The following is a 20,979-nucleotide window of genomic DNA, read 5'->3' as shown; positions in this document are numbered from 1 at the left end:
GGCCATTCGGTGGTAGGACCTTCGACGTGCGACGATGTGCGTCATGTCGCAGCAGCCCCCCGTGAGGAGCACCTCCTCCTCCCCACCACGGCGCCCGGACGCGTCCATGTCGCTGCTGACGAATGTGATGGACCACAGCCTCGACGACGGGTACGCGGAAGCGACCGCTCGAAGGCAGGCCGATGGCAGCGCGGGGATGCCGCGCACCCTTCGCGCGAAGCTCGGGCTTGCCGCAGGGCTCGTGCTGGCCGCGCTGGTCGTCACTGTCGGTGCGGCGCAGGCGCGTATAGCGGCCCCCGTGGTCGCCAAGGAGCGCGAGGAGCTCATCGACCGGATCGAGGCGGAGACCTCGGCGGCCGACGGGCTCGAGGGCGATGTGGACAAGCTCAGGGCCGAGGTGGGGGAGCGTCAGCGTAAGGCGCTGCAGGAACACGGCGGAGAGCAGGGTCAGTTGGTCGCTCTGCTGTCCGGTGCGACGGCGGTGCGAGGTCCGGGCGTGAAGCTCATGGTGGACGATGCCAAGGACACCGAGGAGGGTGGCGGCGGGCCGCGCGAGAGCACGAGCTTCTCCGACACCGGCCGGGTACGGGACCGTGACATGCAGCGGGTCGTCAACGGGCTGTGGTCGTCCGGCGCCGAAGCCGTCGCCATCAACGGACAGCGGCTCACGGCCCTGTCGGCGATCCGAGCCGCGGGCGACGCGATACTGGTCGACAACAAGCCACTGGTGCCCCCGTACACGGTGCTTGCCGTCGGGGACGGGCGCCAGCTGAGCACGGACTTCCAGGACAGTGCCGATGGTCAGTACTTGCATGTGTTGCAGCAGAACTACGGCATCAGGACGAGCATTTCCGATCAGGGAGAGGTTCGGCTGCCGGCCGCGCCGAGTCTGATCGTACGTACAGCAGAACCGCTGGTCACGGGCGCCGGGAAAGACGTGGCCAACACAGGGAAAGGCACATCGTGATCGCCGTACTGGGCCTCGTCGTGGGAGTCGTGGTCGGACTGTTCGTTCGCCCCGAAGTGCCGGCGGTGGTCGAGCCGTATCTGCCGATTGCCGTCGTCGCCGCGCTCGACGCGGTGTTCGGGGGACTGCGGGCCATGCTCGACGGCATCTTTGTCGACAAGGTCTTCGTTGTCTCCTTCCTCTCCAACGTCGTGGTGGCCGCGCTGATCGTGTTCCTGGGTGACAAGTTGGGCGTCGGCGCGCAGTTGTCCACGGGTGTGGTCGTGGTGTTCGGCATCCGTATCTTCTCCAACGCTGCGGCGATTCGCCGGCACGTTTTCCGGGCGTGAGGCCGATGAATACGGAAGAGAACCCGCAGGGCGACAACCCGCAGCAGGGCCCGGATGCGCCGGAACCGCAAGAACCGGTCGCGCGGCAGGCGGCGACAGGGCGTCAGCGGCTGATCGCCGGCCTCTGGCCGCCGCGTGTCACGCGGGCCCAGCTCATCGTGGCGCTGCTGCTCTTCGTGCTGGGGCTCGGGCTGGCCATCCAGGTCCGATCGACGAGCGACGACAGTGCGCTGCGCGGGGCCCGCCAGGAGGACCTGGTGCGGATCCTCGACGAGCTGGACGGTCGTACGCAGCGACTGGAGGACGAGAAGCAGCAGTTGGACGATCAGCGCACCGAGCTGGAAACCAGTTCGGACCAGGCGGAAGAGGCGCGTAAGCAGACGCTGGAGAAGGAGCGCCAGCTCGGTGTCCTGGCCGGCACAGTGGCGGCGCAAGGGCCCGGGATCAAGCTGACCATCAGCGACCCGACTTCCGCGGTCGAGGCTGACATGCTGCTCGACGCGATCCAGGAGCTGCGGGCGGCGGGCGCGGAGGCGATCGAGATCAATGACGTCCGCGTGGTCGCCAACACCTACTTCTCCGACGGGGACGGCGGCATCCGGGTGGACAAGCAGAAGATCGGCGCGCCCTACCGCTTCGAAGTGATCGGCAAGCCGCAGGATCTGGAGCCCGCGCTGAATATCCCGGGTGGTGTTGTGCAGACTCTGGAGAAGGAGCAGGCCACCGTCACGGTGACCAGGGCCGAGAAGGTCGTCGTGGATGCCTTGCGACCGGCGAAGCGGCCTGACTACGCTCGGTCGTCATCGCAGTGAGACGGGGGTGCATGGGGGCCGTGGGACACGGGCATGAGGTTGCGGGGGGTCGGCGCATCGAAGGCTCGGTGCGTGGTGGAAACTGTTTGGCGGATACGGACGTTGTGAAGATGTCCGAGTCGGCAGGTGTGTTCATTCAGGGTTCGTCCTGCCCCACGGGCGGGTCTGTTTCGGTCAAGGGGAATCGCCCGTGAAGTTGTTTGCGAAGTTGTTCGGCAAGAGCACACGCGAGGACGGCGCCGCCCGGCATCGTGCCCCGCGCCATGGAGATGCCGAGGAGCAGAGCGGGGAACGCCCGCTGTTCCGTGACGAGGTCGCTGGTCCGGGTGGTGACATCTCGGGTGGACAGGGCGCGTCGTCTGTTGACCCTGCCGGTCCCGGCCGCATAGGTTTCGGGGAATCGTCAGCCTCAAGTACTGGTGGAGGGTTTACCTCCGACCCCTATGCAACCAACGCCTCTGCGGGGCAGCCGCGGCAGGAGGAACCGTCCATGTCGGCCTTGCCGGTTTGTACGAGGTGTGGGCACCGCAATGCCGAGGCCAGCCGCTTCTGCTCCAACTGCGGAGCGCCGCTGCGTGCCGGGGCGTCGCCCGAGCGCCCGTCGGAGACCACGTCGACCATCTCCATCTCCGGGCTCGAGGCGTACGAGGCGGAGGCGACGGGACAGACCGCTGCCCCCTCGCTGTCGCCGGAGGCGCAGGCGGCCGTCGACGCCCTGCCGCTCGGTGCCGCGCTGCTGGTGGTGCGCCGCGGTCCGAATTCGGGCAGCCGCTTCCTCCTGGACGGTGAGCTGACCACCGCCGGGCGCCACCCGCAGAGCGACATCTTCCTCGACGACGTGACTGTCTCGCGTCGGCATGTGGAGTTCCGCCGCGGTGCGGACGGCGGGTTCACCGTCTCTGACGTCGGCAGCCTGAACGGCACGTACGTCAACCGTGAGCGGATCGACGCGCTCCTCCTGTCCAACGGTGACGAGGTGCAGATCGGTAAGTACCGGCTGGTGTTCTACGCGAGCCAGCGGGCCATGTGACGCCTACGGGAAGACCCATGCTGCGAACAGCGTCAGGCGGTGCCGGAAGCGGCACCGCCACCGCGGATGACCGCCTGGTGAGTATCGGCACGGTGCTCAGCCTGCTGCGTGAGGAGTTCCCCGAGGTCACGGTCTCCAAGATTCGCTTCCTGGAGACCGAGGGACTGGTCGAGCCGCAGCGCACGGCGTCCGGCTACCGGAAATTCAGCCCCGAGGACGTCGAGCGGCTCGCTCAGGTGCTGCGGATGCAGCGGGACCATTACCTGCCGCTGAAGGTCATCCGTGAGCACCTGGACGCACTGGAGCGCGGTGAGCAGGTCCAGCTGCCTGCCTCCGTCGGCCCGTGCGACGCGTTCAACGGTTCACCGGCCGACATCGGTGGCCCGACCGCGGTCCGGATCGGTCGGCGCGAGCTCCTCGCGGCGGCGGAGGCCGGCGAGGACGAGCTCGACGCGTGGGAGTCGTACGGCCTGATCTCGCCGATGGCGGGTGGCGGTTACGACGCGCAGGCCGTCACGGTCGCCAGGCTCGTCGCGGATCTGGGGCGTTTCGGCCTGGAGCCGCGGCATCTGCGAGCCGTGAAAGCCGCCGCGGATCGCGAGGCCGGCCTGATCGAGCAGGTGGTCGCTCCCCTGCGTCGGCACCCGAACCCGCAGACCAGGGCACATGCGGAGGAGACCGCGAAGGAGCTCGCGGAGGTGTCCGTCCGGCTCCACGCCGCGCTCATTCAGACGGCCCTCGGGGTGCGGCTGGACTGAGCTTGGAGGAGCCCGACTACCCAAACCTGCCAGGCACGTCCTAGGGTTGCTGTGTGAACGAGCTCGACGTCGTAGGTGTCCGGGTGGAAATGCCCTCCAACCAGCCGATCGTGCTCCTGCGTGAAGTGGGAGGCGACCGGTACCTTCCCATCTGGATCGGGCCGGGAGAAGCGACCGCGATCGCTTTTGCCCAGCAGGGGATGGCCCCTGCCAGGCCGCTGACCCATGACCTCTTCAAGGACGTACTCGAAGCGGTCGGCCAGGAGCTCACGGAAGTGCGCATTACCGACCTGCGGGAAGGGGTCTTCTACGCCGAGCTGGTCTTCGCCAGCGGAGTCGAGGTGAGTGCGAGGCCCTCGGACGCCATAGCGCTGGCGTTGCGCACCGGAACGCCGATCTACGGAAGTGACGGTGTCCTCGATGACGCCGGGATCGCGATCCCGGACGAGCAGGAGGACGAAGTGGAGAAGTTCCGCGAGTTCCTCGACCAGATCTCCCCCGAGGACTTCGGGACCAACAGCCAGTGACCTTCGCGTCGGGACATTCGAGGAGCCGTTCCCGAAAGAGGCACCCGGGAAACCACTCTTAGGGTGATTATCACTCGGCGCGGCGAGCGCGGCGATCGTTGACGCACCCCAAGCGACTGCCTACCGTCGACAAGGGCAGGTCAAGGACGGAGGTCGGCGTGAGAAGCAGCGGCGACGGTACGGTGGCGGGCGGGCCGTATCCGCTTTACGGCAATGCGGTAGAACCCACCGCGAGGCAGCAGGCCGTAGCGTCGGCCACGGGTGAGGCAGCACCGACCGAGAGCGTCGGATACCGGGGGCCGACCGCGTGTGCGGCTGCGGGGATCACGTACCGGCAGCTCGACTACTGGGCCCGCACCGGGCTGGTCGAGCCGAGCGTCAGACCCGCCTACGGGTCGGGCACACAGCGTCTGTACAGCTTCCGGGACGTCGTGGTCCTCAAGATCGTGAAGCGATTCCTGGACACCGGTGTCGCGCTGCAGAACATCCGGACGGCGGTGCAGCACCTTCGGGCCCGCGGGTTCAAGGATCTCGACCGGATGACGCTGATGAGCGACGGCGCGACGGTGCACGAGTGCTCCTCGCCCGATGAGGTCGTCGAGCTTCTCCAGGGCGGCCAGGGAGTGTTCGGGATCGCTGTGGGCGTGGTGTGGCGGGACGTGGAGAGCGCCCTGTCCCAGCTGCACGGCGAGCGGGTCGACACCGGCGAGACCCTCGTCGGGAGCAACCCCGCCGACGAGCTCGCGCGACGCCGCAACAAGGCTGTCTGACCACCTCTTCGCGCTGCCGGCGGCCGATTGTCAGTGCCGTACGGCAGCATCGGTGATGTGAGACCCGTACCGACCATCCTGCATCTGGACATGGATGCCTTCTACGCCGCCGCGGAGCAGGCGTCGAAGCCGAGCCTGCGCGGAAAGCCGGTGGTCGTCGGGGGGATCGGGACGCGGGGGGTCGTCGCCACCGCGTCGTACGAGGCGAGACGATTCGGGGTGCACTCGGCGATGCCGGTCGCGCAGGCCCGGCGCCTGTGCCCGAACGCCGCGTATCTCAATCCGCGTTTCGCCCTGTACCGGGCGGTGAGCGACCAGGTCATGGAGCTGCTCGGGCGGCTGTCGCCGCTGGTGGAGCCGCTGAGCCTGGACGAGGCCTTCGTGGACCTGGAGGCGGGTGGCGTGGCCGACGACGCCGCCTCCGCCCGGACGGCCGGAGAGCGCTTGCGAACGGACATCAAGGCCGTCACCGGGCTCACCGGGTCGGTGGGGCTCGCGGGCTCCAAAATGCTGGCGAAGATCGCCTCGGAGCAGGCGAAGCCCGACGGGCTGGTGCTCATAGAGCCGGGCACCGAGCGGGAGCTGCTGGCGCCGATGCCGGTGCGGATTCTGCCCGGGGTCGGGCCGGCCACCGGGGAGCATCTGCGGCGTGCCGGGATGACGACGGTCGTGGACCTGGCCGGGGCGGGCGAGGACGAGCTCGTACGGCTGCTGGGGAAGGCGCACGGGGCCTCGCTTTTCCGGATGGCCTCCGGGTACGACGACCGGCCCGTCGTCCCCGAGCGGGACGCGAAGTCCGTGTCCGTCGAGGACACCTTCGAGGTGGACCTGCACGATCGGGTCAGGATCAGGGCCGAGGTGGGGCGGCTGGCCGACCGGTGCGTGGTGCGACTGCGGGCGGCCGGTCGGTCGGGCCGGACAGTTGTGCTGAAGGTGCGGCGGTACGACTTCTCGACTCTGACGCGCTCCGAGACCCTGCGCGGTCCCACCGACGATCCCGCCGTGGTGCGGGAGGCCGCGGGGCGGCTGCTGGAGTCGGTGGACACCACGGGTGGGGTGCGGCTGCTCGGCGTAGGGGTCACCGGGCTCGCGGACTACACCCAGGAGGATCTCTTCGCCCAGGTGGCGACGGAGCGGGCGGAGACCGAGAGGGCGGAGACGCAGAAGGCGGCGACAGAGAAGGCAGCGACGGAGGAGGCGGCGGGTGAGGAGGCGGGGGCCGAGGAAGGAAAGACGGGGGAGGGGGAGCCGTACGGGGGCAGAGCGGCGGTGGAGCGGGCGCCGGAGCCGCCGCCGGAGCGGCGGTGGCACGCGGGACACGATGTGCGCCATGCCGAGCATGGAGCGGGCTGGGTGCAGGGCAGTGGTCTCGGGCGGGTCACGGTGCGCTTCGAGGAGCCGACCTCCAGGCCCGGGTGGGTACGGACCTTCAAGGTGGACGATCCGGACCTGGAGCCCTCCGAGCCGCTCCCGTTGGTGCGGGCGGCGCAGGAGCAGGCGGAGCCGGGGGATTCGGCGGGCCGAGAGGATCAGGTGGTGTCCTCGCCCGCCAGCCGGCCGAAGTCGCCGTCGGGCGCGGGCGGCGAGATTTCTAGCCCGTAGTGGTGGTAGAGCTGCAGTTCCTGTTCCGGGGAGAGGTGGCGGCCCACGCCGAAGTCAGGGGCGTCCTTGATGAGTGCCCGCTCGAAGGGGACGCGCAGCGAATCTTCCACGACCTCGCTCGGCTCCAGGGGCACGAAGGCGTCGCGGCTGAAGAGCCCGGTGCGTACGGCCGCCCACTCGGGGACTCCCGTGGCGTCGTCGAGGTACACCTCGTCCACCGTTCCGATCTTGGTGCCATTGCGGTCGTACGCCTTGCGGCCGATCAGGCTGCGCGGATCGATGTCGGTCTGCACGGTCCCTCCAACTGATCGCAACTGCTCCGTAAACACTACGAAAGTGCACATTGGGGACTACGGCCACTTGAGGGATGGGCGACGGGGCTCGCTGGTAGGCTGGCTGACGGCTGCTGACCCCGTGCGGGAGAGTCCTCCGGCGAACGTGAACGTGCCGGAGGCGCCGAAGGAGCAAATCCTCCCCGGAATCTCTCAGGCCCCCGTACCGCATGGACGAGGTCACTCTGGAAAGCAGGGTGGGAGTCGCACGGGCATGTCTCTGCACAGAGCACCGCCCGGACGGAGCCTTCCCTCACCGACGGTGAAAGTCGGAGCGTGTTTTTCGCGCCCCGGTGAAGCTCTCAGGTTGAGATGACAGAGGGGGAGGCCGTCCGGGGTACCCGCAATGGTGCCCCTCGCAGGTCGCGTCAGACCAGGAGGCCTTCCGCAGATGACCGCTAACCGCATTCCGCTCTCACAGCTCGAGCGTGGCATCCCCTTCGAGCAGCGCCACATCGGCCCCGATGCCGCAGCGCAGGCCAAGATGCTCGCCCAGGTCGGCTACGGCTCCCTCGACGAGCTGACCGCGGCCGCGGTGCCGGATGTCATCAAGAGCACCGAGGCGCTGGCCCTGCCGGACGCGCGCACCGAGGCCGAGGTACAGGCCGAGCTGCGCACGCTCGCGGACCGCAACCAGGTGCTCGCCCCGATGATCGGGCTCGGCTACTACGGCACCTTCACCCCGCCGGTGATCCTGCGCAACGTGCTGGAGAGCCCCTCCTGGTACACGGCGTACACGCCCTATCAGCCGGAGATCTCGCAGGGCCGGCTGGAGGCGCTGCTCAACTTCCAGACGATGGTTGCCGAGCTGACCGGGCTGCCCACCTCCGGCGCCTCGCTGCTCGACGAGGGCACCGCCGCCGCCGAGGCGATGGCACTCTCCCGCCGGGTCGGCAAGGTCAAGAAGGGCGTCTACCTGATCGACTCGGACGCCTTCCCGCAGACCGTCGCGGTGATCCAGACCCGCGCCGAGCCGACCGGTGTCGAGGTCGTCGTCGCCGATCTGCGCGACGGGATCCCGGCCGAGGTCGCCGAGCGCGGCGTCTTCGGTGTGCTGCTGCAGTACCCGGGCGCCTCCGGCGTCGTACGCGACATCAAGCCCGTCGTCGAGCAGGCGCACGAGCTCGGTGCGATCGTCACCGTCGCCGCCGACCTGCTGGCCCTAACGCTCCTCACCTCGCCCGGCGAGCTGGGCGCGGACATCGCGGTGGGCACCACCCAGCGCTTCGGTGTACCGATGGGCTTCGGCGGCCCGCACGCCGGCTTCATGGCCGTACGCGAGAAGTTCGCCCGCAGCCTGCCCGGCCGGCTCGTCGGTGTGTCCGTCGACGCCGACGGCAACAAGGCCTACCGGCTGGCGCTGCAGACGCGTGAGCAGCACATCCGCCGGGAGAAGGCCACCAGCAACATCTGCACCGCGCAGGTGCTGCTCGCGGTGATGGCCGGGATGTACGCCGTCTACCACGGCCCGGACGGGCTGCGCTCCATCGCCGGCCGCACGCACCGGTACGCCGTGCTGCTCGCCGAGGGCCTGCGGACGGGCGGCGTGGAGATCGTGCACGGCTCGTACTTCGACACTCTCACCGCGCGCGTCCCCGGCAAGGCCGCCGAGATCCTCGCCGCGGCGCGTGAGGGCGGGGTCAACCTGCGCCTGGTCGACGCCGACACCCTCTCCATCGCCTGCGACGAGACGACGGCCCGCGCCGAGATCGCCGCGGTCTGGTCGGCCTTCGGTGTCGAGGGCGACCTGGAGGCGCTGGACGTGTCGACGGCCGAGACGCTGCCCGCGGAGCTGCTGCGCACCGACGACTACCTGGCCCACCCGGTCTTCCACCAGCACCGCTCCGAGACCGCGATGCTGCGCTACCTGCGCAAGCTCGCCGACCGGGACTACGCGCTCGACCGCGGCATGATCCCGCTCGGCTCCTGCACCATGAAGCTGAACGCGACCACGGAGATGGAGCCGGTCACCTGGCCCGAGTTCGGGCAGATCCACCCCTTCGCACCGGTCGAGCAGGCACAGGGCTACCTGACGCTCATCCGTGAGCTGGAGGAACGTCTCGCCGAGGTCACCGGGTACGACGCGGTGTCCATCCAGCCCAACGCCGGATCGCAGGGTGAGCTCGCCGGCCTGCTCGCCGTACGCGCCTACCACCGGGCCAACGGGGACACGCAGCGCACGGTGTGTCTCATCCCGTCGTCCGCGCACGGCACCAACGCGGCGAGCGCGGTGATGGCCGGGATGAAGGTCGTCGTCGTCAAGACGCGCGACGACGGCGACGTCGACGTCGAGGACCTGCACACGAAGATCGAGCAGCACGGCAATGAGCTCGCGGTGCTCATGGTCACCTACCCGTCCACGCACGGTGTGTTCGAGGAGCACATCAGCGACATCTGCGCGGCCGTGCACGACGCGGGCGGCCAGGTGTATGTGGACGGCGCGAACCTCAACGCACTGGTGGGCCTCGCCAAGCCGGGCAAGTTCGGCTCGGACGTCTCCCATCTGAACCTGCACAAGACCTTCTGCATCCCGCACGGCGGCGGCGGCCCCGGTGTCGGTCCGGTCGGCGTGCGGGCGCACCTCGCGCCGTACCTGCCGAACCACCCGCTCCAGCCGACGGCCGGACCGCGGACGGGCGTCGGCCCGATCTCGGCCGCTCCGTGGGGCTCGGCCGGCATCCTGCCGATCTCCTGGGCGTACGTACGCCTCATGGGCGGCGAGGGCCTCAAGCGCGCGACGCAGGTCGCCGTGCTCGCGGCGAACTACATCGCCAAGCGGCTGGAGCCGCACTTCCCGGTCCTCTACGCCGGCCCAAACGGGCTGGTGGCGCACGAGTGCATCGTCGATCTGCGGCCGCTGTCGAAGTCGACGGGCGTGAGCGTCGACGACATCGCCAAGCGCCTCATCGACTATGGCTTCCACGCGCCGACGATGTCGTTCCCGGTGGCCGGCACGCTGATGATCGAGCCCACCGAGAGCGAGGACCTGTCGGAGATTGACCGGTTCTGCGATGCGCTGATCGCGATCCGTGGCGAGATCGAGAAGGTCGCTTCGGGCGAGTGGCCCGCGGACGACAACCCGCTGTGCAACGCGCCGCACACCGCGGCCGCGCTGGGCGGGGAGTGGGAGCACGCGTACAGCCGTGAAGAGGCGGTCTTCCCGGCCGGAGTCTCGGCCGCGGACAAGTACTGGCCGCCGGTGCGTCGTATCGACGGTGCGTACGGCGACCGCAACCTTGTCTGCTCGTGCCCGCCGCTGGACGAGTACGACAACTGACGTGCTCGCGGCCACTGGGCCGCAGAGGACGGGCGCGGACACGCGTCGGGGCCGGTTCGGAGGATTCTCCGGGCCGGCCCCTCGTTGTACTGCCCGGTGCTACGCGGCGGTCACCACGTCCAGCGGGCGGTGCGGAGCGATGATCTGCCCGTCCGGCAGCAGCTCACCGGTGTCCTCGAACAGGAGGACTCCGTTGCACAGCAGGCTCCAGCCCTGCTCAGGGTGGTGCGCCGTGAGATGGGCGGCCTCCCGATCGGCGGATTCGGCTGATGGGCAGGCTGGCTGGTGCTGACACATGGAAGGGTTCTTTCGCTGCGTTGTAGTGAGTGTCCTGTGGTTCGATGCGGTGTTCATAACCGCCCCCGTATCAATCGGTCCGTTCCCAGTGTTGCCCTACGGACGTCTTTCCGCAGGGATTTCACGGCAGCTCTCGTTACTGATTGATGACGCATCACTCGTGCGGACGGTTCAGCTCAACTGGGGTGTCTCTTTGGGTGGTTCGGGGGGGCCGGTACGGGCTACTCCTTTCGGGGCAGGACTGTGCCCCGTGACCAGTACCGGTCACGGGGCACGAAGAGGTCCGGCGCCGCGGTCAGGCGGGCTGGCCGAGGAGGGGCGCGGGGTTCAGCCGGTTGGTCAGTACGGTCAGCAGGTCGGCGACCGGGTGCGGATGGTGCGACGCGATGCCGGGCGGGGCCGGCGCGAGGGGCACCAGCACATCGGTCGGGAGAGGCATGTCGTCGGAGGCGTCCGCCTCCGGCTCACCATGCAGCCACAGATTGAGCATGTAGAGCTCGGGCACGGACAGGAGCCTTGGCTGGTAGCGGCCGTTCATGGTCTCGGCCTGGCGCAGGGCTCGCTCGCTGGACGCGATGTAGGGGCCCTCGCAGAAGTGCGAGAAGGCCCAGCCGTCGGGGGTGAGCATGGTGTCGGCGGCGGCCACCGTGCGGTCGCCGCTGCGGATGAGGAATCGCCAGCCCGTGAGCCGCGTGCGCGGCGGCCGGCCGGTCGGGACCATGCGGTCCAATACGTGCAGGGGCAGGGCGAGTTCGGGGCTCAGCGGACCCTGGGCGGAACGGAGGGCCGGGGTACGGGCCTCGCGTACTGCGGTGGGGGAACCGAGAGCCGCGAGGACACTGCGCAGAGCCGGCGCGGGAGCCGGGGGGACAAGCAGCGGCATGATGGTGGGTCGCCTCTCACTTGGGAGACACGGTGATGCGTGGGCAGTGCGGACGGCGCTGTCTGCGTGCGGGGCCAGAGGGGGTCGTGGATGGTGGCCGGACGCCAACTCTCTGCCTCGTTTGCGGAGTTTATACGACACGTGTTCACGTGGTGTTTCTGCTAGCCGCCCCGGGTATTACGGGCAAGGCTGTATTCGGCTCTTCTTCTGCGGAGAATCTCCCGTTTCTTCGGGAGCGCAGGGCTGTGGCCTCGAATTATCCCGCAAGAGCGGTAGGCCGAAAATCGTCGGCTTTTTTCACCAGCAGTCACGGGCCCGGAACTGCTTTCTGCCGCATGCCTAGCGAATGTGCCACTGGGAGCCTGCGTCGAGGGTACTCGCCGCGCGGCCGGCCGCGGGGCGTTATTGATCAGACTCTCTGGGCATCATCGATCGTGACGCGAGCGCCCCGTGCTGCGGGACGCCCACCCGAGGAAGGATGATTCGATGGGGGAGAAGGTGGTGGCCGGCGGGTTCGATCTGTCCGATCGGCAGAAGTACCGGCGCAAACTCCAGCTGTGCCTCCAAGGGCTCGATCAGCTGTTGGCCGAGAAGCGGTTCGACCGCCCGAAGAACCTCATGGGTGTCGAGATCGAGCTCAATCTCGCCGGGGCCGACGGCATGCCGAGGATGATGAACGCGGAGGTCCTGGAGCGGATCTCCAGCCATGATTTCCAGACCGAGCTCGGAATGTTCAATCTGGAAGTGAATATTGTTCCGCACCGGCTGGAGGGCCGGGTATTCGATCAGCTCTCGGAAGAACTGCGTACCGGTCTCGCGTATGCCCACCGAAAAGCGGTGGAGGTCGACGCGGGGATCGTGATGATCGGAATTCTGCCGACGCTCGGGCGTGCGGATCTGGTTTCGGCGAATCTCTCCGACGTGGACCGGTACGTCATGCTCAACGACCAGATCGTCGCGGCGCGCGGGGAGGACTTCGAGCTGGACATCGAGGGGGTGGAGCGCCTCACCTGTACCTCCGCGTCCATTACGCCCGAGGCGGCCTGCACGTCCGTGCAGTTGCATCTCCAGGTCACGCCGGCCCGCTTCGCGGAGGTGTGGAACGCCGCGCAGGCAGTGGCCGCCGTACAGATCGTCGTGGGTGCCAACTCGCCGTTCCTCTTCGGCCGTGAGCTGTGGCGCGAGTCCAGGCCGCCGCTGTTCCTGCAGGCCACCGATACCCGGCCGCCCGAGCTGCAGGCCCAGGGCGTGCGGCCCAGAACGTGGTTCGGCGAGAAGTGGATCGACTCGGCGTACGAACTCTTCGAGGAGAACCTGCGCTACTTCCCCGCCCTCCTGCCGATCTGCGACGAGGAGGACCCGCTGCTCGTGCTCGCCGATGGCGGGGTGCCCCGGCTCCAGGAACTGGTGCTGCACAACGGGACGGTGTACCGCTGGAACCGGCCCGTCTACGGGCTGGCAGACGGGGTGCCGCATCTGCGGGTGGAGAACAGGGTGCTGCCGGCCGGCCCCACGGTGACGGACGTGATCGCCAACGCCGCCTTCTACTACGGGCTGGTCCGGGCGCTGGCCGAGGACACGCGTCCCGTGTGGAAGAGGCTGCCCTTCGACGCGGCGGCCGAGAACTTCGACGTCGCGTGCCGCCAGGGCATCGACGCCGAGCTGACCTGGCCGAAGCCCGGCCGCGCGGCCGGCACGAGGAGGGTGTCGGGTGTCTCGCTCGTGCTCGACGAGCTGCTGCCGCTGGCCGCGGCCGGGCTCGACGCCTGGGGCGTCGAGCCCGCGGACCGCGACTTCTACCTGGGTGTCATCGAGCAGCGCTGCAAGCTGCGCGTCAACGGGGCCTCCTGGCAGGTGGACACCTTCCACCGCGCCCTGGACGCCGGGCTGGAGCGCGAGGCCGCGCTGTCCGCGACCACGCGCCGCTACAGCGAGCTGATGCACGAGGGTGAGCCGGTGCACACCTGGGAGGTGGGCTTCCCGGCGCCGAAGTGAGGTGTCCCGGCGGGCTGCGGTGCGGGCGGGCCGTGTCGGCGGGTGGCCGGTGCGGGCGCCGGGGCCGGTGTGGTGGCCGGACGCGCCTGGTGCCGGTGTGATGGTCGGCGGCAGGTGGCTGGGGTGTGCCCGATGTTCAGTTGGCTGGTGCGATCGGATCGCCGCTGCTCGGGTGTGGGCGCCGGCGGTGGTGCTCAGGTGCCGGTCGTGGATGTCAGGCGCCCTGGCCCGCCTCCATGATCGCCTTGAGGATGACGGCGTGGATGTCGGCCGGGTCGGTCACCTGGTACCCGCCGCCGCCGGTGACCGAGGCGATCTGCTCGACCTCCTCGCTGTCGGCGTCCGGGCCGACCGCGATGCCGATCAGCGGGACCGGTCGCTCGGGGTCCACGAGCTGCTTCAGTTCGGCGATCAGGCCGCTGCGGGAGATGCCGTCGGTGTCCTGGTTCGAGCCGTCGGTGAGGATGACGACGGCGTTGAACCTGCCGCTCGCGTAGTCGGCCCGCGCGTCCTTGTAGGCCGCCAGTGTGGTGTCGTACAGCCCGGTCGCCCCACCGGGCACCGGGGCGAGGGCGGAGAAGGCAGCGGAGAGCTTTTCGCGGTGGGTGCGGCCGCCGGGCGCGGGGTCGCCGAGCCGGGTGGTCGCCACCTTCCTGCGGTAGTCGCGCGGACCGTCGAGGTTCGTCGCGAAGTCCCACAGGCCGACCTCGTCGTCCGGGGTGAACTGCGCGAGGGCCTGGCTCAGTGACGCCTTGGTGACATCCATCCGGGTCTGATCGCCGCGGCCCGGCACCAGGGTGGCCATCGAGCCCGAGGCGTCGACGACCGTCGTCAGCCGGGCGCTCTGCACGGTGATGGTCCACATGCCGAGCGTTTCCTGGATGTCCTTCTGGGAGGGCGCCTTTCCGAGGGCCGAGGTGAAGGGCTGGGGCGCGCGGCCGCCCGCCGTCCGTACGACGGCGGGGGAGGCGGGTTCGTCCGGCGTACGGAAGCCGCGCTCCGCCAGGATGCGGCGGCTCTCCCGCTCGTCGAGCAGCGTCATGAAGCGCAGGGCCGCGCGGCTCTCGTCGGTCGACAGCCTGCCCTCGTCGACCAGGGCGTACGGGTAGTCGAGCTGAGTGGCGCCGTCCTTCGGGTAGAAGAGTTCGAGCCCCGGTGTGCCGTCCTCGCTGTTGTGGGCGAAGGCTGCCTGCTCGGAGAGGAGCACGGCCTGATTGCGGCGGGGGTTGCCCTTCTCCGTGCCGGATTCGTCCTGGGCGAGGGTCTGTGTCACCTGCTGGTCGCTGTCCGACATACGTTGTGAGAGCAGCTTCGCGACGGCGGCGACCTTGGTGTCGGCGTCGGGGCCCTCGCTGTGCGTGGACCGGGCGATGCCGGTGAGCCCGAGCAGGCCGGTGGCGCTGCGGGCGGGGTCCGCGGCGCCGAGGCGCAGCGTGCCCTTCTCGGTCGCGGCCTCGGAGAGCTGGGCCCAGGTGTACGTCTTCTCGGGCCAGCCGAGCGACTTGGCGGCGGCGGGCACCGTGGCCAGGGCGACCGGGGAGGTGGCGATATTGCCGACCGGGGTGAGCCGGACGCCGTCGCCGGAACTCTGGGCCCGCTGGACCCACAGGTCGGAGTCGGGGATCCAGATCTGGTAGTCGGGCTCGGCCTTGCCCGTGCTGAGGGTGTCGGCGACCTTGTACGCGTCACGGGCCACGACGTCCACGTCGAGGCACTGCCCGTCGGAGGTGATTTGCTGTTCGCGAGCCAGAGCGGCGACCTCGCGGACGGCGGGGGCGACGTCGGGGGACGCGACCACCTTCAGCTGGACGGCGGAGTCGGCGCACGATCCGGCGAAGGACAGAAATCCCCCCTCCACCGCGACCGCGGCGCCCCCGGCCACACCCAGGACGAGCAGGGTGGCGATGGCGACGGTACGACGGCGTACCGGTGAGCGGGACCTGGCGTCGTCCCTCGTGCCCTCGTCGGGCAAGCTGTGACGTCCCATGGCGGTAGAGCCCCTCCTTGAATCGTGAACAAGGAAAAAGGGGGACTCCGCCGCCGCAATGGCGCTCGTCCCCCGGCCTGTCGCGTGCGATCTTCGCACCTGCATTCGAGACCCTAGCGGGGTGGAGTTGGGGATGAGGCGGGATTGATGAAGTGGAGGCAGGTGTGCAGGCGGAGGCGGGGCAGGTGGCCGATTCTCATCCCGGACACGGGGTGACACGACGGATTTTCCGGACCGAAGTCCTGATCGTGCTCGCGATCTCGCTCGGTGCGAGCGGAGTGTCCTCCCTGATCAGATTCATCGGAGCGCTGACGAAACCCGGCGGTCTCAAGGATCAGGCGGCGAACCTGAACGGGTCGCAGGCGCCGGGGCGGCCGTGGCTGGATCTGGCCTGGCAGCTGTTCGGCATCACCTCGTCGCTGGTGCCTGTGGCGCTGGTGGCGTACCTGCTGACGCGGGAAGGGACGGGGCTGCGCGCGATCGGTTTCGACCGGACGAAGCCATGGCCGGACCTGGGGCGGGGAACATTGGTCGCCGCGGGCATCGGCAGCGCCGGACTCGCCTTCTACCTGGTCGCCATCGAGGCGGGATTCAATCTCACCGTGGTGCCGGAATCGTTGCCCGAGGTCTGGTGGAAGTTCCCCGTACTGATTCTCTCCGCGGTGCAGAACTCCGTCCTGGAGGAAGTCATCGTCGTCGGGTATCTGCTGCGCAGACTCGGGCAGTTGGGGTGGACGCCGATGGCCGCGCTGGTGGCGAGTTCGGTGCTGCGCGGCTCGTACCACCTCTACCAGGGGATCGGCGGCTTCATCGGCAACATGGTGATGGGCGCCGTCTTCGTGCTGCTGTACCGGCGGTGGGGGCGGATCGGGCCGCTCGTCGTGGCCCATGCGCTGCTCGACATCGGGGCGTTCGTCGGATACGCGCTGCTGGCCGGCAACGTGGGGTGGCTGCCGACGGCTTGAGCGCGCGGGAAGGGGGCGTACGGATGTGTCCGTACGCCCCCTTCCCGTGTTCCTCCGCCGACTCGGGCCGGTCCTCAGGGGGAGCTGAGCAGCTCGCCGTCGATGACGGTGACGGCCCGCCCGGTCAGCAGGGTGCGGTCGCCGCACAGCGAGGTACGTACGAGACCGGAGCGGGCCGAGGCCTGCAGGCCCGTCAGTTCGGCGCGGCCCAGCCGGGCCGACCAGAACGGCGCGAGGGCGGTGTGCGCGCTGCCGGTCACGGGGTCCTCGTTGATGCCGACCTGGGGGAAGAAGCCGCGCGAGACGAAGTCGTAGCCGCGCGAGGCGTCCTCGGCGGCGGCCGTGGCGATGATCCCGCGCCGGGAGTGCGCCACGAGCGCGGCGAAGTCGGGTGCGAGGGCCCGTACGGCCTTCTCGTCGGCCAGTTCCACCAGTAGATCCCCGATGTGCGGACCTGTGTCGTGGGCCGAGAGGACCCGCCCGCCCAGCGCCTCACCGACACCGTCGGGGACCGGGACCTCGGTGAGCGGCGCGGTCGGGAAGTCGAGCGTGAGCGATCCGTCCGGGTGCGCGGTCGCGGTGAGGACGCCACAGCGTGCCGAGAAGCGCACGGTGCCGGTCGAGACGCCCATGGTGTGCAGGACGTGTGCGGTGGCCAGGGTGGCGTGGCCGCACATGGCCACCTCAGCGGCCGGGGTGAACCAGCGCAGCGCCCAGTCGGCCTCGCCGCCCGCCGGGAGCGGGTGGGCGTACGCGGTCTCGGAGAGGTTCACCTCGGCGGCGACCCGCTGGAGCCAGTCGTCGTCGGGGAAGGAGTCGGTGTCCAGCAGCAGGACTCCGGCCGGATTGCCGGTGAAGGCGCGGTTGGTGAAGGCGTCGACGATTCGAATCCGCATGACACCGAACGTAGGGGCGGGCAAAGCCGCAGGCCACGGCCAATTTCTGGGGACTGGCCCCTTTTGCTGCCGGGCCGGCGCGTGCCCGATGTGCGCCCGGTGTGTGTTCGGTGCTTGCCGAGCGACCTGTTCCGATATATCGTTGACGCATCGCGACAGATCAATGATGGAAGGAGCGTAGTGATGCGTTCACATGGACATGGGGAATGGGGACCCGGCCATCACGGTCGGGGTGACTCCGAGGGCCGTCGTGCGGCGTTCGGTCCCTTCGGACCGCCTTTCGGTGGGCCGTGGGGCGGCCGGGGCGGACCCCGCGGCAGGGCGCGGCGCGGCGACGTCCGCGCGTCGATCCTGGCGCTGCTGGTGGACCGGCCGATGCACGGCTACGAGATGATTCAGGAGATCGGCGAGCGCAGCGGCGGAGCCTGGCGGCCCAGCCCCGGCTCGGTCTATCCGACTCTCCAGCTGCTTGAGGACGAAGGTCTGATCACCAGCGAGAGCGAGGGCGGCAAGAAGCTGTTCACGCTCACCGACGCCGGTCGCACCGAGGCCGAAGCGGGGCCGCAGGCCCCGTGGGAGGAAGCGGGACGCGGCGTCGACTGGGAGACGATGAACGAGATCCGGCAGGCCGGCTTCGGTCTGATGGAGGCGTTCAGCCAGGTTTGGAAGACCGGCTCCGCCGATCAGCGGCAGAAGGCTCTGGCCGTCATCAACGAGTCCCGCAAGAAGCTCTACCTGATCCTCGCCGACCAGGACTGACACGTCCCGATCGAGCACGGCGGCGCCCCGCGGTCATCCGCGGGGCGCCGCCGTCGTTTCGCCGGGTTGTCGGGTGGGTGGCGAGGCTGCCGGGTGATGGGGGCGTCGGCTGATGGCGGCGCCGCGTCGTCAGGTGACGAGGCCGTCGAGCTTGCGCAGCGACTCGCTCAGTGCCGCGCCCGCCGAGTCCTTGAGCTTGCCCGCCATCATTGAGACCGCGGCGCCGGTGAACTCGCCCTCGATGCGGACGAGAGTGGCCTCGCCCTCGGGCGCGAGCGAGTAGCGCATGGCGAGGTTGACGCCCATGGGCCCCTTTCCCGTGGTCACCAGCAGGCGGTCCGGCTCCAGTTCCTCGACCTTCCAGGTCACCTCGGCGGGGAAGCCCATGAGCTTCAGGTTCTCCGCGTACGTCGCCGATACCTCAAGCGTCGCGGGGCCGCCCTTGGGGAAGTTGGTGTGAGTCGCGTTCCACTGGTCCCAGGACGTGAAGTCCGTCAGCTGCGCCCAGATCTTCTCGGCCGGTGCCTCGATGCGTGCCTCCGCGCTGGCTTCCGCCATGCGACCACCCCTTCTCGTCGGCTCTGTGTCGCGGAACGTAGCTGCGCGGGGCGGAACATTCAATACTGATGAACAGTCAGAAATTGCTGTCCGGAGCGCCCGAAGCGCCGTTGCCGGGGGAGTCGCGTCAGAACTGCCAGATCTCGGCCAAGTCGAAGGCGTCGGACGCCCGCGGGTGCGGCCCCTCGTCGTGGCAGTGGAAGGCCGCCCAGAAGACGTCCGCGAGCAGTGCGTCGTAGGGCGCGTACACCCGGTAGACGTACTGGCGCCCGTCCAGGGCGAGGAGGGCGACCATCCAGCGCATGGACATGGGTGTTCTCGCTCCTCTCCCGGCTTTCCGGTGGCCCGCGTGGCGTTCGTGTCCGTGGGACGAGCTTCGGGAGGGCCGCGGTTGCGCACGGGGCGCGGGGCGGGGCGGCGCGCGCCCCTGGGGGGAAAGTCCCTGCTCTCATCCGTAAGGAGGAGAGTCCGGGCAGGTGTGCCCAACTCCGGTGGGAGGGGCGAATGCTTCCCGGCGGGGATGTTCCCGTCGCCCTCCACTGATGGGGTGGAGAAGTGCAGAGTCGTACTCCCCGGGTGCCCCAGCAGCCCGCTCCCTACCGCCCGGACATCGAAGCCGAGCTCACCGCAGAGCTCGCCTCGGTGGTGGCGGGCGCGCGCAGGCGAGCCCTGAGGGACGGCGACCGGCAGATCGACACCGCCCATCTGCTGCACTCGGTGATCGAGTCCGATCCGGCTGTCAGGGCTGTGTTCGACGGCGGGCCGCAGGTCGCCAGAGTGCTCGGCTATCTCGTCCAGCGCAGCATCGGCTACGGCCTGCGCTGGCAGGGCGTAGTGGAGGACTCCGGCGCCCTGCCCGTGGTGGGGGAGGTGGATGTGGCGGGCTGGTCACCGGGCGCCGCCGCCGCCATGCGGCTCGCCCTGACCCGCGCCGCGGCGCGCGGTGACCGGCGGGCCGGCGGGCCCGATCTGCTCGCGGCTCTCGCGGCGGACCAGGGATGCAGGGCCGTCGAGGTGCTCGTACGGGCCGGGGTGGACACCGATGCGCTGGCCGGGCGGCTTCGCGAGGACTTCCGCCAGGTGTGACAGGTGTGACAGGTGTGACAGGTGTAACAGGGGTGACGCTCCTGACGTCAGCTGGCATGATGTGCCGATGCACGCGTCTCAGGGGAGGAGCGTCGGCCTGGGACTTGCCCTGGTGTCGGCGTTCGCATTCGGTGGTTCAGGGGTCGCGGCCAAGCCGCTGATCGAAGCGGGGCTCGACCCGCTGCATGTGGTGTGGTTGCGGGTGGCGGGCGCCGCCCTGATCATGCTGCCCGTGGCCTGGCGCCACCGGGCGCTGGTCCTGCGCCGGCCCGCGCTGCTCGCCGGCTTCGGCCTGCTCGCGGTCGCCGGTGTGCAGGCCTTCTACTTCGCCTCGCTCTCCCGCATCCCCGTCGGTGTCGCGCTCCTGGTCGAGTACCTGGCTCCCGCGCTCGTCCTGGGCTGGGTCCGCTTCGTGCAACACAGGCCGGTGACGCGCGCCGCCGCCGTCGGCGTGGTCCTGGCCGTGGGTGGCCTCGCCTGCGTCGTGGAGATCTGGGCCGGGCTGAGCTTCGACGCCCTCGGCCTGCTGTTCGCGCTCGGTGCGGCCTGCTGCCAGGTCGGCTACTTCGTCCTGTCCGACCAGGGCAGCACCGGTGAGGACGCCGCCGACCCGCTCGGGGTCATCGCGTACGGCCTGCTCATCGGCACCGCGGTGCTGACCGTTGTCGCACGGCCGTGGGGCATGGACTGGTCACTGCTCGCGGGCAGCGCGGACATGGGTGGGAGCCGGGTGCCCGCCGTGCTGCTGCTCGGCTGGATCGTGCTGCTCGCCACCGTCGTCGCGTACGTCACCGGTGTGCTCTCGGTGCGCAAGCTCTCGCCGCAGGTGGCGGGCGTGGTCGCGTGTCTGGAGGCGGTCATCGCGACCGTGCTGGCCTGGGTGCTGCTGCGGGAGCACCTGTCCGCCCCGCAGATCATCGGCGGAGCCGTGGTGCTGATCGGTGCGTTCATCGCCCAGTCCTCGACGCCCAAGGCCCCGACCGGGCCCGTGGCGGGCGGCCCGCCGGACACCGGTCTCCACGATGCGGACCAAGAGTTGTCCGCCGGACGCACCGCGCCCTAGGATGTCGATCATGCTGCTGACTGTTCTTCCGCCTCCCGCCGTGTGACGCGGGCGGCTCTCCCCTGACGAAGACCGGGCTCGGGCAG

The 20,979-nt window shown here is 69.7% G+C and carries 21 protein-coding genes and 2 riboswitches; of the genes, 14 read left to right on the top strand and 7 right to left on the bottom strand.

Translation table 11 applies throughout. The features are described 5' to 3' along the window. Positions 1-34 precede the first annotated feature (34 nt). The 8 genes from ACLLJJ_RS04370 to ACLLJJ_RS04335 all read left to right on the top strand — a co-directional run bounded on the left by ACLLJJ_RS04370 (position 35) and on the right by ACLLJJ_RS04335 (position 6,795). Entirely contained in the window at positions 35-967 is a 933-nt protein-coding gene (locus ACLLJJ_RS04370) for a DUF881 domain-containing protein (RefSeq protein WP_434587934.1), read from the top strand. Next, on the top strand, positions 964-1,296 hold the full coding sequence (locus ACLLJJ_RS04365; protein WP_206964811.1) for a small basic family protein: 333 nt from the start codon (positions 964-966) through the stop codon (positions 1,294-1,296). The genes ACLLJJ_RS04370 and ACLLJJ_RS04365 overlap by 4 nt, the downstream gene beginning before the upstream one ends. Before the next feature lie 5 nt (positions 1,297-1,301). Continuing rightward, complete coding sequence (locus ACLLJJ_RS04360) at positions 1,302-2,108, top strand: DUF881 domain-containing protein (RefSeq protein WP_434587933.1); 807 nt, start codon at positions 1,302-1,304, stop codon at positions 2,106-2,108. A gap of 82 nt (positions 2,109-2,190) precedes the next feature. Beyond that, on the top strand, positions 2,191-3,138 hold the full coding sequence (locus tag ACLLJJ_RS04355) for an FHA domain-containing protein (RefSeq protein ID WP_434600298.1): 948 nt from the start codon (positions 2,191-2,193) through the stop codon (positions 3,136-3,138). Positions 3,139-3,155: 17 nt separating this feature from the next. Beyond that, positions 3,156-3,896 (top strand): transcriptional regulator FtsR, encoded by a 741-nt coding sequence (gene ftsR, locus ACLLJJ_RS04350; protein ID WP_434587932.1) that lies wholly within the window; start codon positions 3,156-3,158, stop codon positions 3,894-3,896. 53 nt (positions 3,897-3,949) lie between these two features. Then, complete coding sequence (locus ACLLJJ_RS04345; RefSeq protein ID WP_006123076.1) at positions 3,950-4,423, top strand: bifunctional nuclease family protein; 474 nt, start codon at positions 3,950-3,952, stop codon at positions 4,421-4,423. A 158-nt stretch (positions 4,424-4,581) separates the two neighbouring features. Next, positions 4,582-5,193 carry a MerR family transcriptional regulator gene (locus ACLLJJ_RS04340; protein WP_283521392.1) on the top strand — a complete coding sequence of 204 codons (612 nt, stop codon included), beginning with the start codon at positions 4,582-4,584 and terminating at the stop codon, positions 5,191-5,193. 57 nt (positions 5,194-5,250) lie between these two features. Next, complete coding sequence (locus ACLLJJ_RS04335; protein WP_434587931.1) at positions 5,251-6,795, top strand: DNA polymerase IV; 1,545 nt, start codon at positions 5,251-5,253, stop codon at positions 6,793-6,795. Here ACLLJJ_RS04335 and ACLLJJ_RS04330 read toward each other — a convergent pair. Beyond that, a complete protein-coding gene (locus ACLLJJ_RS04330) occupies positions 6,723-7,088 on the bottom strand; it encodes a PRC-barrel domain-containing protein (protein WP_434587930.1) in 366 nt (121 codons plus the stop codon). The genes ACLLJJ_RS04335 and ACLLJJ_RS04330 overlap by 73 nt on opposite strands. 114 nt (positions 7,089-7,202) lie before the next feature. Then, positions 7,203-7,306: riboswitch (glycine riboswitch) on the top strand. A gap of 1 nt (position 7,307) precedes the next feature. Beyond that, positions 7,308-7,453: riboswitch (glycine riboswitch) on the top strand. 65 nt (positions 7,454-7,518) lie between these two features. On the opposite strand from ACLLJJ_RS04330, the gene gcvP reads away from it, so the two are divergent. Continuing rightward, positions 7,519-10,404 (top strand): aminomethyl-transferring glycine dehydrogenase, encoded by a 2,886-nt coding sequence (gene gcvP, locus ACLLJJ_RS04325; protein WP_434587929.1) that lies wholly within the window; start codon positions 7,519-7,521, stop codon positions 10,402-10,404. 99 nt (positions 10,405-10,503) lie between these two features. Here the strand turns inward: gcvP and ACLLJJ_RS04320 are convergent, their stop codons facing one another. Both ACLLJJ_RS04320 and ACLLJJ_RS04315 read right to left on the bottom strand, forming a co-directional pair. Continuing rightward, positions 10,504-10,701 (bottom strand): DUF5999 family protein, encoded by a 198-nt coding sequence (locus tag ACLLJJ_RS04320; protein ID WP_283521388.1) that lies wholly within the window; start codon positions 10,699-10,701, stop codon positions 10,504-10,506. Between the two features lie 295 nt (positions 10,702-10,996). Next, complete coding sequence (locus ACLLJJ_RS04315) at positions 10,997-11,584, bottom strand: hypothetical protein (protein ID WP_434587928.1); 588 nt, start codon at positions 11,582-11,584, stop codon at positions 10,997-10,999. A 486-nt stretch (positions 11,585-12,070) separates the two neighbouring features. Between ACLLJJ_RS04315 and ACLLJJ_RS04310 the strand changes: the two genes are divergently transcribed. After that, positions 12,071-13,579, top strand: coding sequence for a glutamate--cysteine ligase (locus ACLLJJ_RS04310; protein WP_434587927.1), 1,509 nt, complete (start codon positions 12,071-12,073; stop codon positions 13,577-13,579). 214 nt (positions 13,580-13,793) lie between these two features. Here the strand turns inward: ACLLJJ_RS04310 and ACLLJJ_RS04305 are convergent, their stop codons facing one another. Beyond that, positions 13,794-15,566 carry a substrate-binding domain-containing protein gene (locus ACLLJJ_RS04305; protein ID WP_434587926.1) on the bottom strand — a complete coding sequence of 591 codons (1,773 nt, stop codon included), beginning with the start codon at positions 15,564-15,566 and terminating at the stop codon, positions 13,794-13,796. A 164-nt stretch (positions 15,567-15,730) separates the two neighbouring features. On the opposite strand from ACLLJJ_RS04305, the gene ACLLJJ_RS04300 reads away from it, so the two are divergent. After that, positions 15,731-16,531 carry a CPBP family intramembrane glutamic endopeptidase gene (locus ACLLJJ_RS04300; RefSeq protein WP_434600297.1) on the top strand — a complete coding sequence of 267 codons (801 nt, stop codon included), beginning with the start codon at positions 15,731-15,733 and terminating at the stop codon, positions 16,529-16,531. A gap of 74 nt (positions 16,532-16,605) precedes the next feature. Here ACLLJJ_RS04300 and ACLLJJ_RS04295 read toward each other — a convergent pair whose 3' ends face one another. Beyond that, entirely contained in the window at positions 16,606-17,427 is an 822-nt protein-coding gene (locus ACLLJJ_RS04295) for a PhzF family phenazine biosynthesis protein (protein ID WP_434587925.1), read from the bottom strand. Between the two features lie 183 nt (positions 17,428-17,610). Here ACLLJJ_RS04295 and ACLLJJ_RS04290 point away from each other — a divergent pair, with 183 nt between their 5' ends. Then, positions 17,611-18,186, top strand: a complete 576-nt coding sequence (locus tag ACLLJJ_RS04290) for a PadR family transcriptional regulator (protein WP_434587924.1) — start codon at positions 17,611-17,613, stop codon at positions 18,184-18,186. Positions 18,187-18,315: 129 nt separating this feature from the next. Here the strand turns inward: ACLLJJ_RS04290 and ACLLJJ_RS04285 are convergent, their stop codons facing one another. Both ACLLJJ_RS04285 and ACLLJJ_RS04280 read right to left on the bottom strand, forming a co-directional pair. Then, positions 18,316-18,744, bottom strand: a complete 429-nt coding sequence (locus tag ACLLJJ_RS04285) for a type II toxin-antitoxin system Rv0910 family toxin (protein ID WP_434587923.1) — start codon at positions 18,742-18,744, stop codon at positions 18,316-18,318. Positions 18,745-18,871: 127 nt separating this feature from the next. Further along, positions 18,872-19,054, bottom strand: coding sequence for a hypothetical protein (locus ACLLJJ_RS04280; protein ID WP_434600684.1), 183 nt, complete (start codon positions 19,052-19,054; stop codon positions 18,872-18,874). A gap of 245 nt (positions 19,055-19,299) precedes the next feature. Here ACLLJJ_RS04280 and ACLLJJ_RS04275 point away from each other — a divergent pair, with 245 nt between their 5' ends. Next, complete coding sequence (locus tag ACLLJJ_RS04275) at positions 19,300-19,830, top strand: Clp protease N-terminal domain-containing protein (protein WP_434587922.1); 531 nt, start codon at positions 19,300-19,302, stop codon at positions 19,828-19,830. A gap of 67 nt (positions 19,831-19,897) precedes the next feature. Further along, positions 19,898-20,893 (top strand): EamA family transporter, encoded by a 996-nt coding sequence (locus ACLLJJ_RS04270; RefSeq protein WP_434587921.1) that lies wholly within the window; start codon positions 19,898-19,900, stop codon positions 20,891-20,893. Positions 20,894-20,979 lie beyond the last annotated feature (86 nt).

It is taken from the genome of Streptomyces sp. A5-4, from assembly GCF_051131715.1.
GTDB lineage: Bacteria > Actinomycetota > Actinomycetes > Streptomycetales > Streptomycetaceae > Streptomyces.
The sequence above is the reverse complement of the archived record's forward strand: the minus strand, read 5'-3'. Positions and strand labels throughout refer to the sequence as shown.

Coding starts and splice junctions, on each gene's coding strand:
- ACLLJJ_RS04370 (WP_434587934.1), top strand. CDS start 35: ATGTGCGTCATGTCGCAGCAGCCCCCCGTGAGGAGCACCTCCTCCTCC.
- ACLLJJ_RS04360 (WP_434587933.1), top strand. CDS start 1,302: ATGAATACGGAAGAGAACCCGCAGGGCGACAACCCGCAGCAGGGCCCG.
- ftsR (WP_434587932.1), top strand. CDS start 3,156: ATGCTGCGAACAGCGTCAGGCGGTGCCGGAAGCGGCACCGCCACCGCG.
- gcvP (WP_434587929.1), top strand. CDS start 7,519: ATGACCGCTAACCGCATTCCGCTCTCACAGCTCGAGCGTGGCATCCCC.
- ACLLJJ_RS04320 (WP_283521388.1), bottom strand. CDS start 10,701: ATGTGTCAGCACCAGCCAGCCTGCCCATCAGCCGAATCCGCCGATCGG.
- ACLLJJ_RS04315 (WP_434587928.1), bottom strand. CDS start 11,584: ATGCCGCTGCTTGTCCCCCCGGCTCCCGCGCCGGCTCTGCGCAGTGTC.
- ACLLJJ_RS04310 (WP_434587927.1), top strand. CDS start 12,071: ATGGGGGAGAAGGTGGTGGCCGGCGGGTTCGATCTGTCCGATCGGCAG.
- ACLLJJ_RS04305 (WP_434587926.1), bottom strand. CDS start 15,566: ATGGGACGTCACAGCTTGCCCGACGAGGGCACGAGGGACGACGCCAGG.
- ACLLJJ_RS04295 (WP_434587925.1), bottom strand. CDS start 17,427: ATGCGGATTCGAATCGTCGACGCCTTCACCAACCGCGCCTTCACCGGC.
- ACLLJJ_RS04290 (WP_434587924.1), top strand. CDS start 17,611: ATGCGTTCACATGGACATGGGGAATGGGGACCCGGCCATCACGGTCGG.
- ACLLJJ_RS04285 (WP_434587923.1), bottom strand. CDS start 18,744: ATGGCGGAAGCCAGCGCGGAGGCACGCATCGAGGCACCGGCCGAGAAG.
- ACLLJJ_RS04280 (WP_434600684.1), bottom strand. CDS start 19,054: ATGTCCATGCGCTGGATGGTCGCCCTCCTCGCCCTGGACGGGCGCCAG.
- ACLLJJ_RS04270 (WP_434587921.1), top strand. CDS start 19,898: ATGCACGCGTCTCAGGGGAGGAGCGTCGGCCTGGGACTTGCCCTGGTG.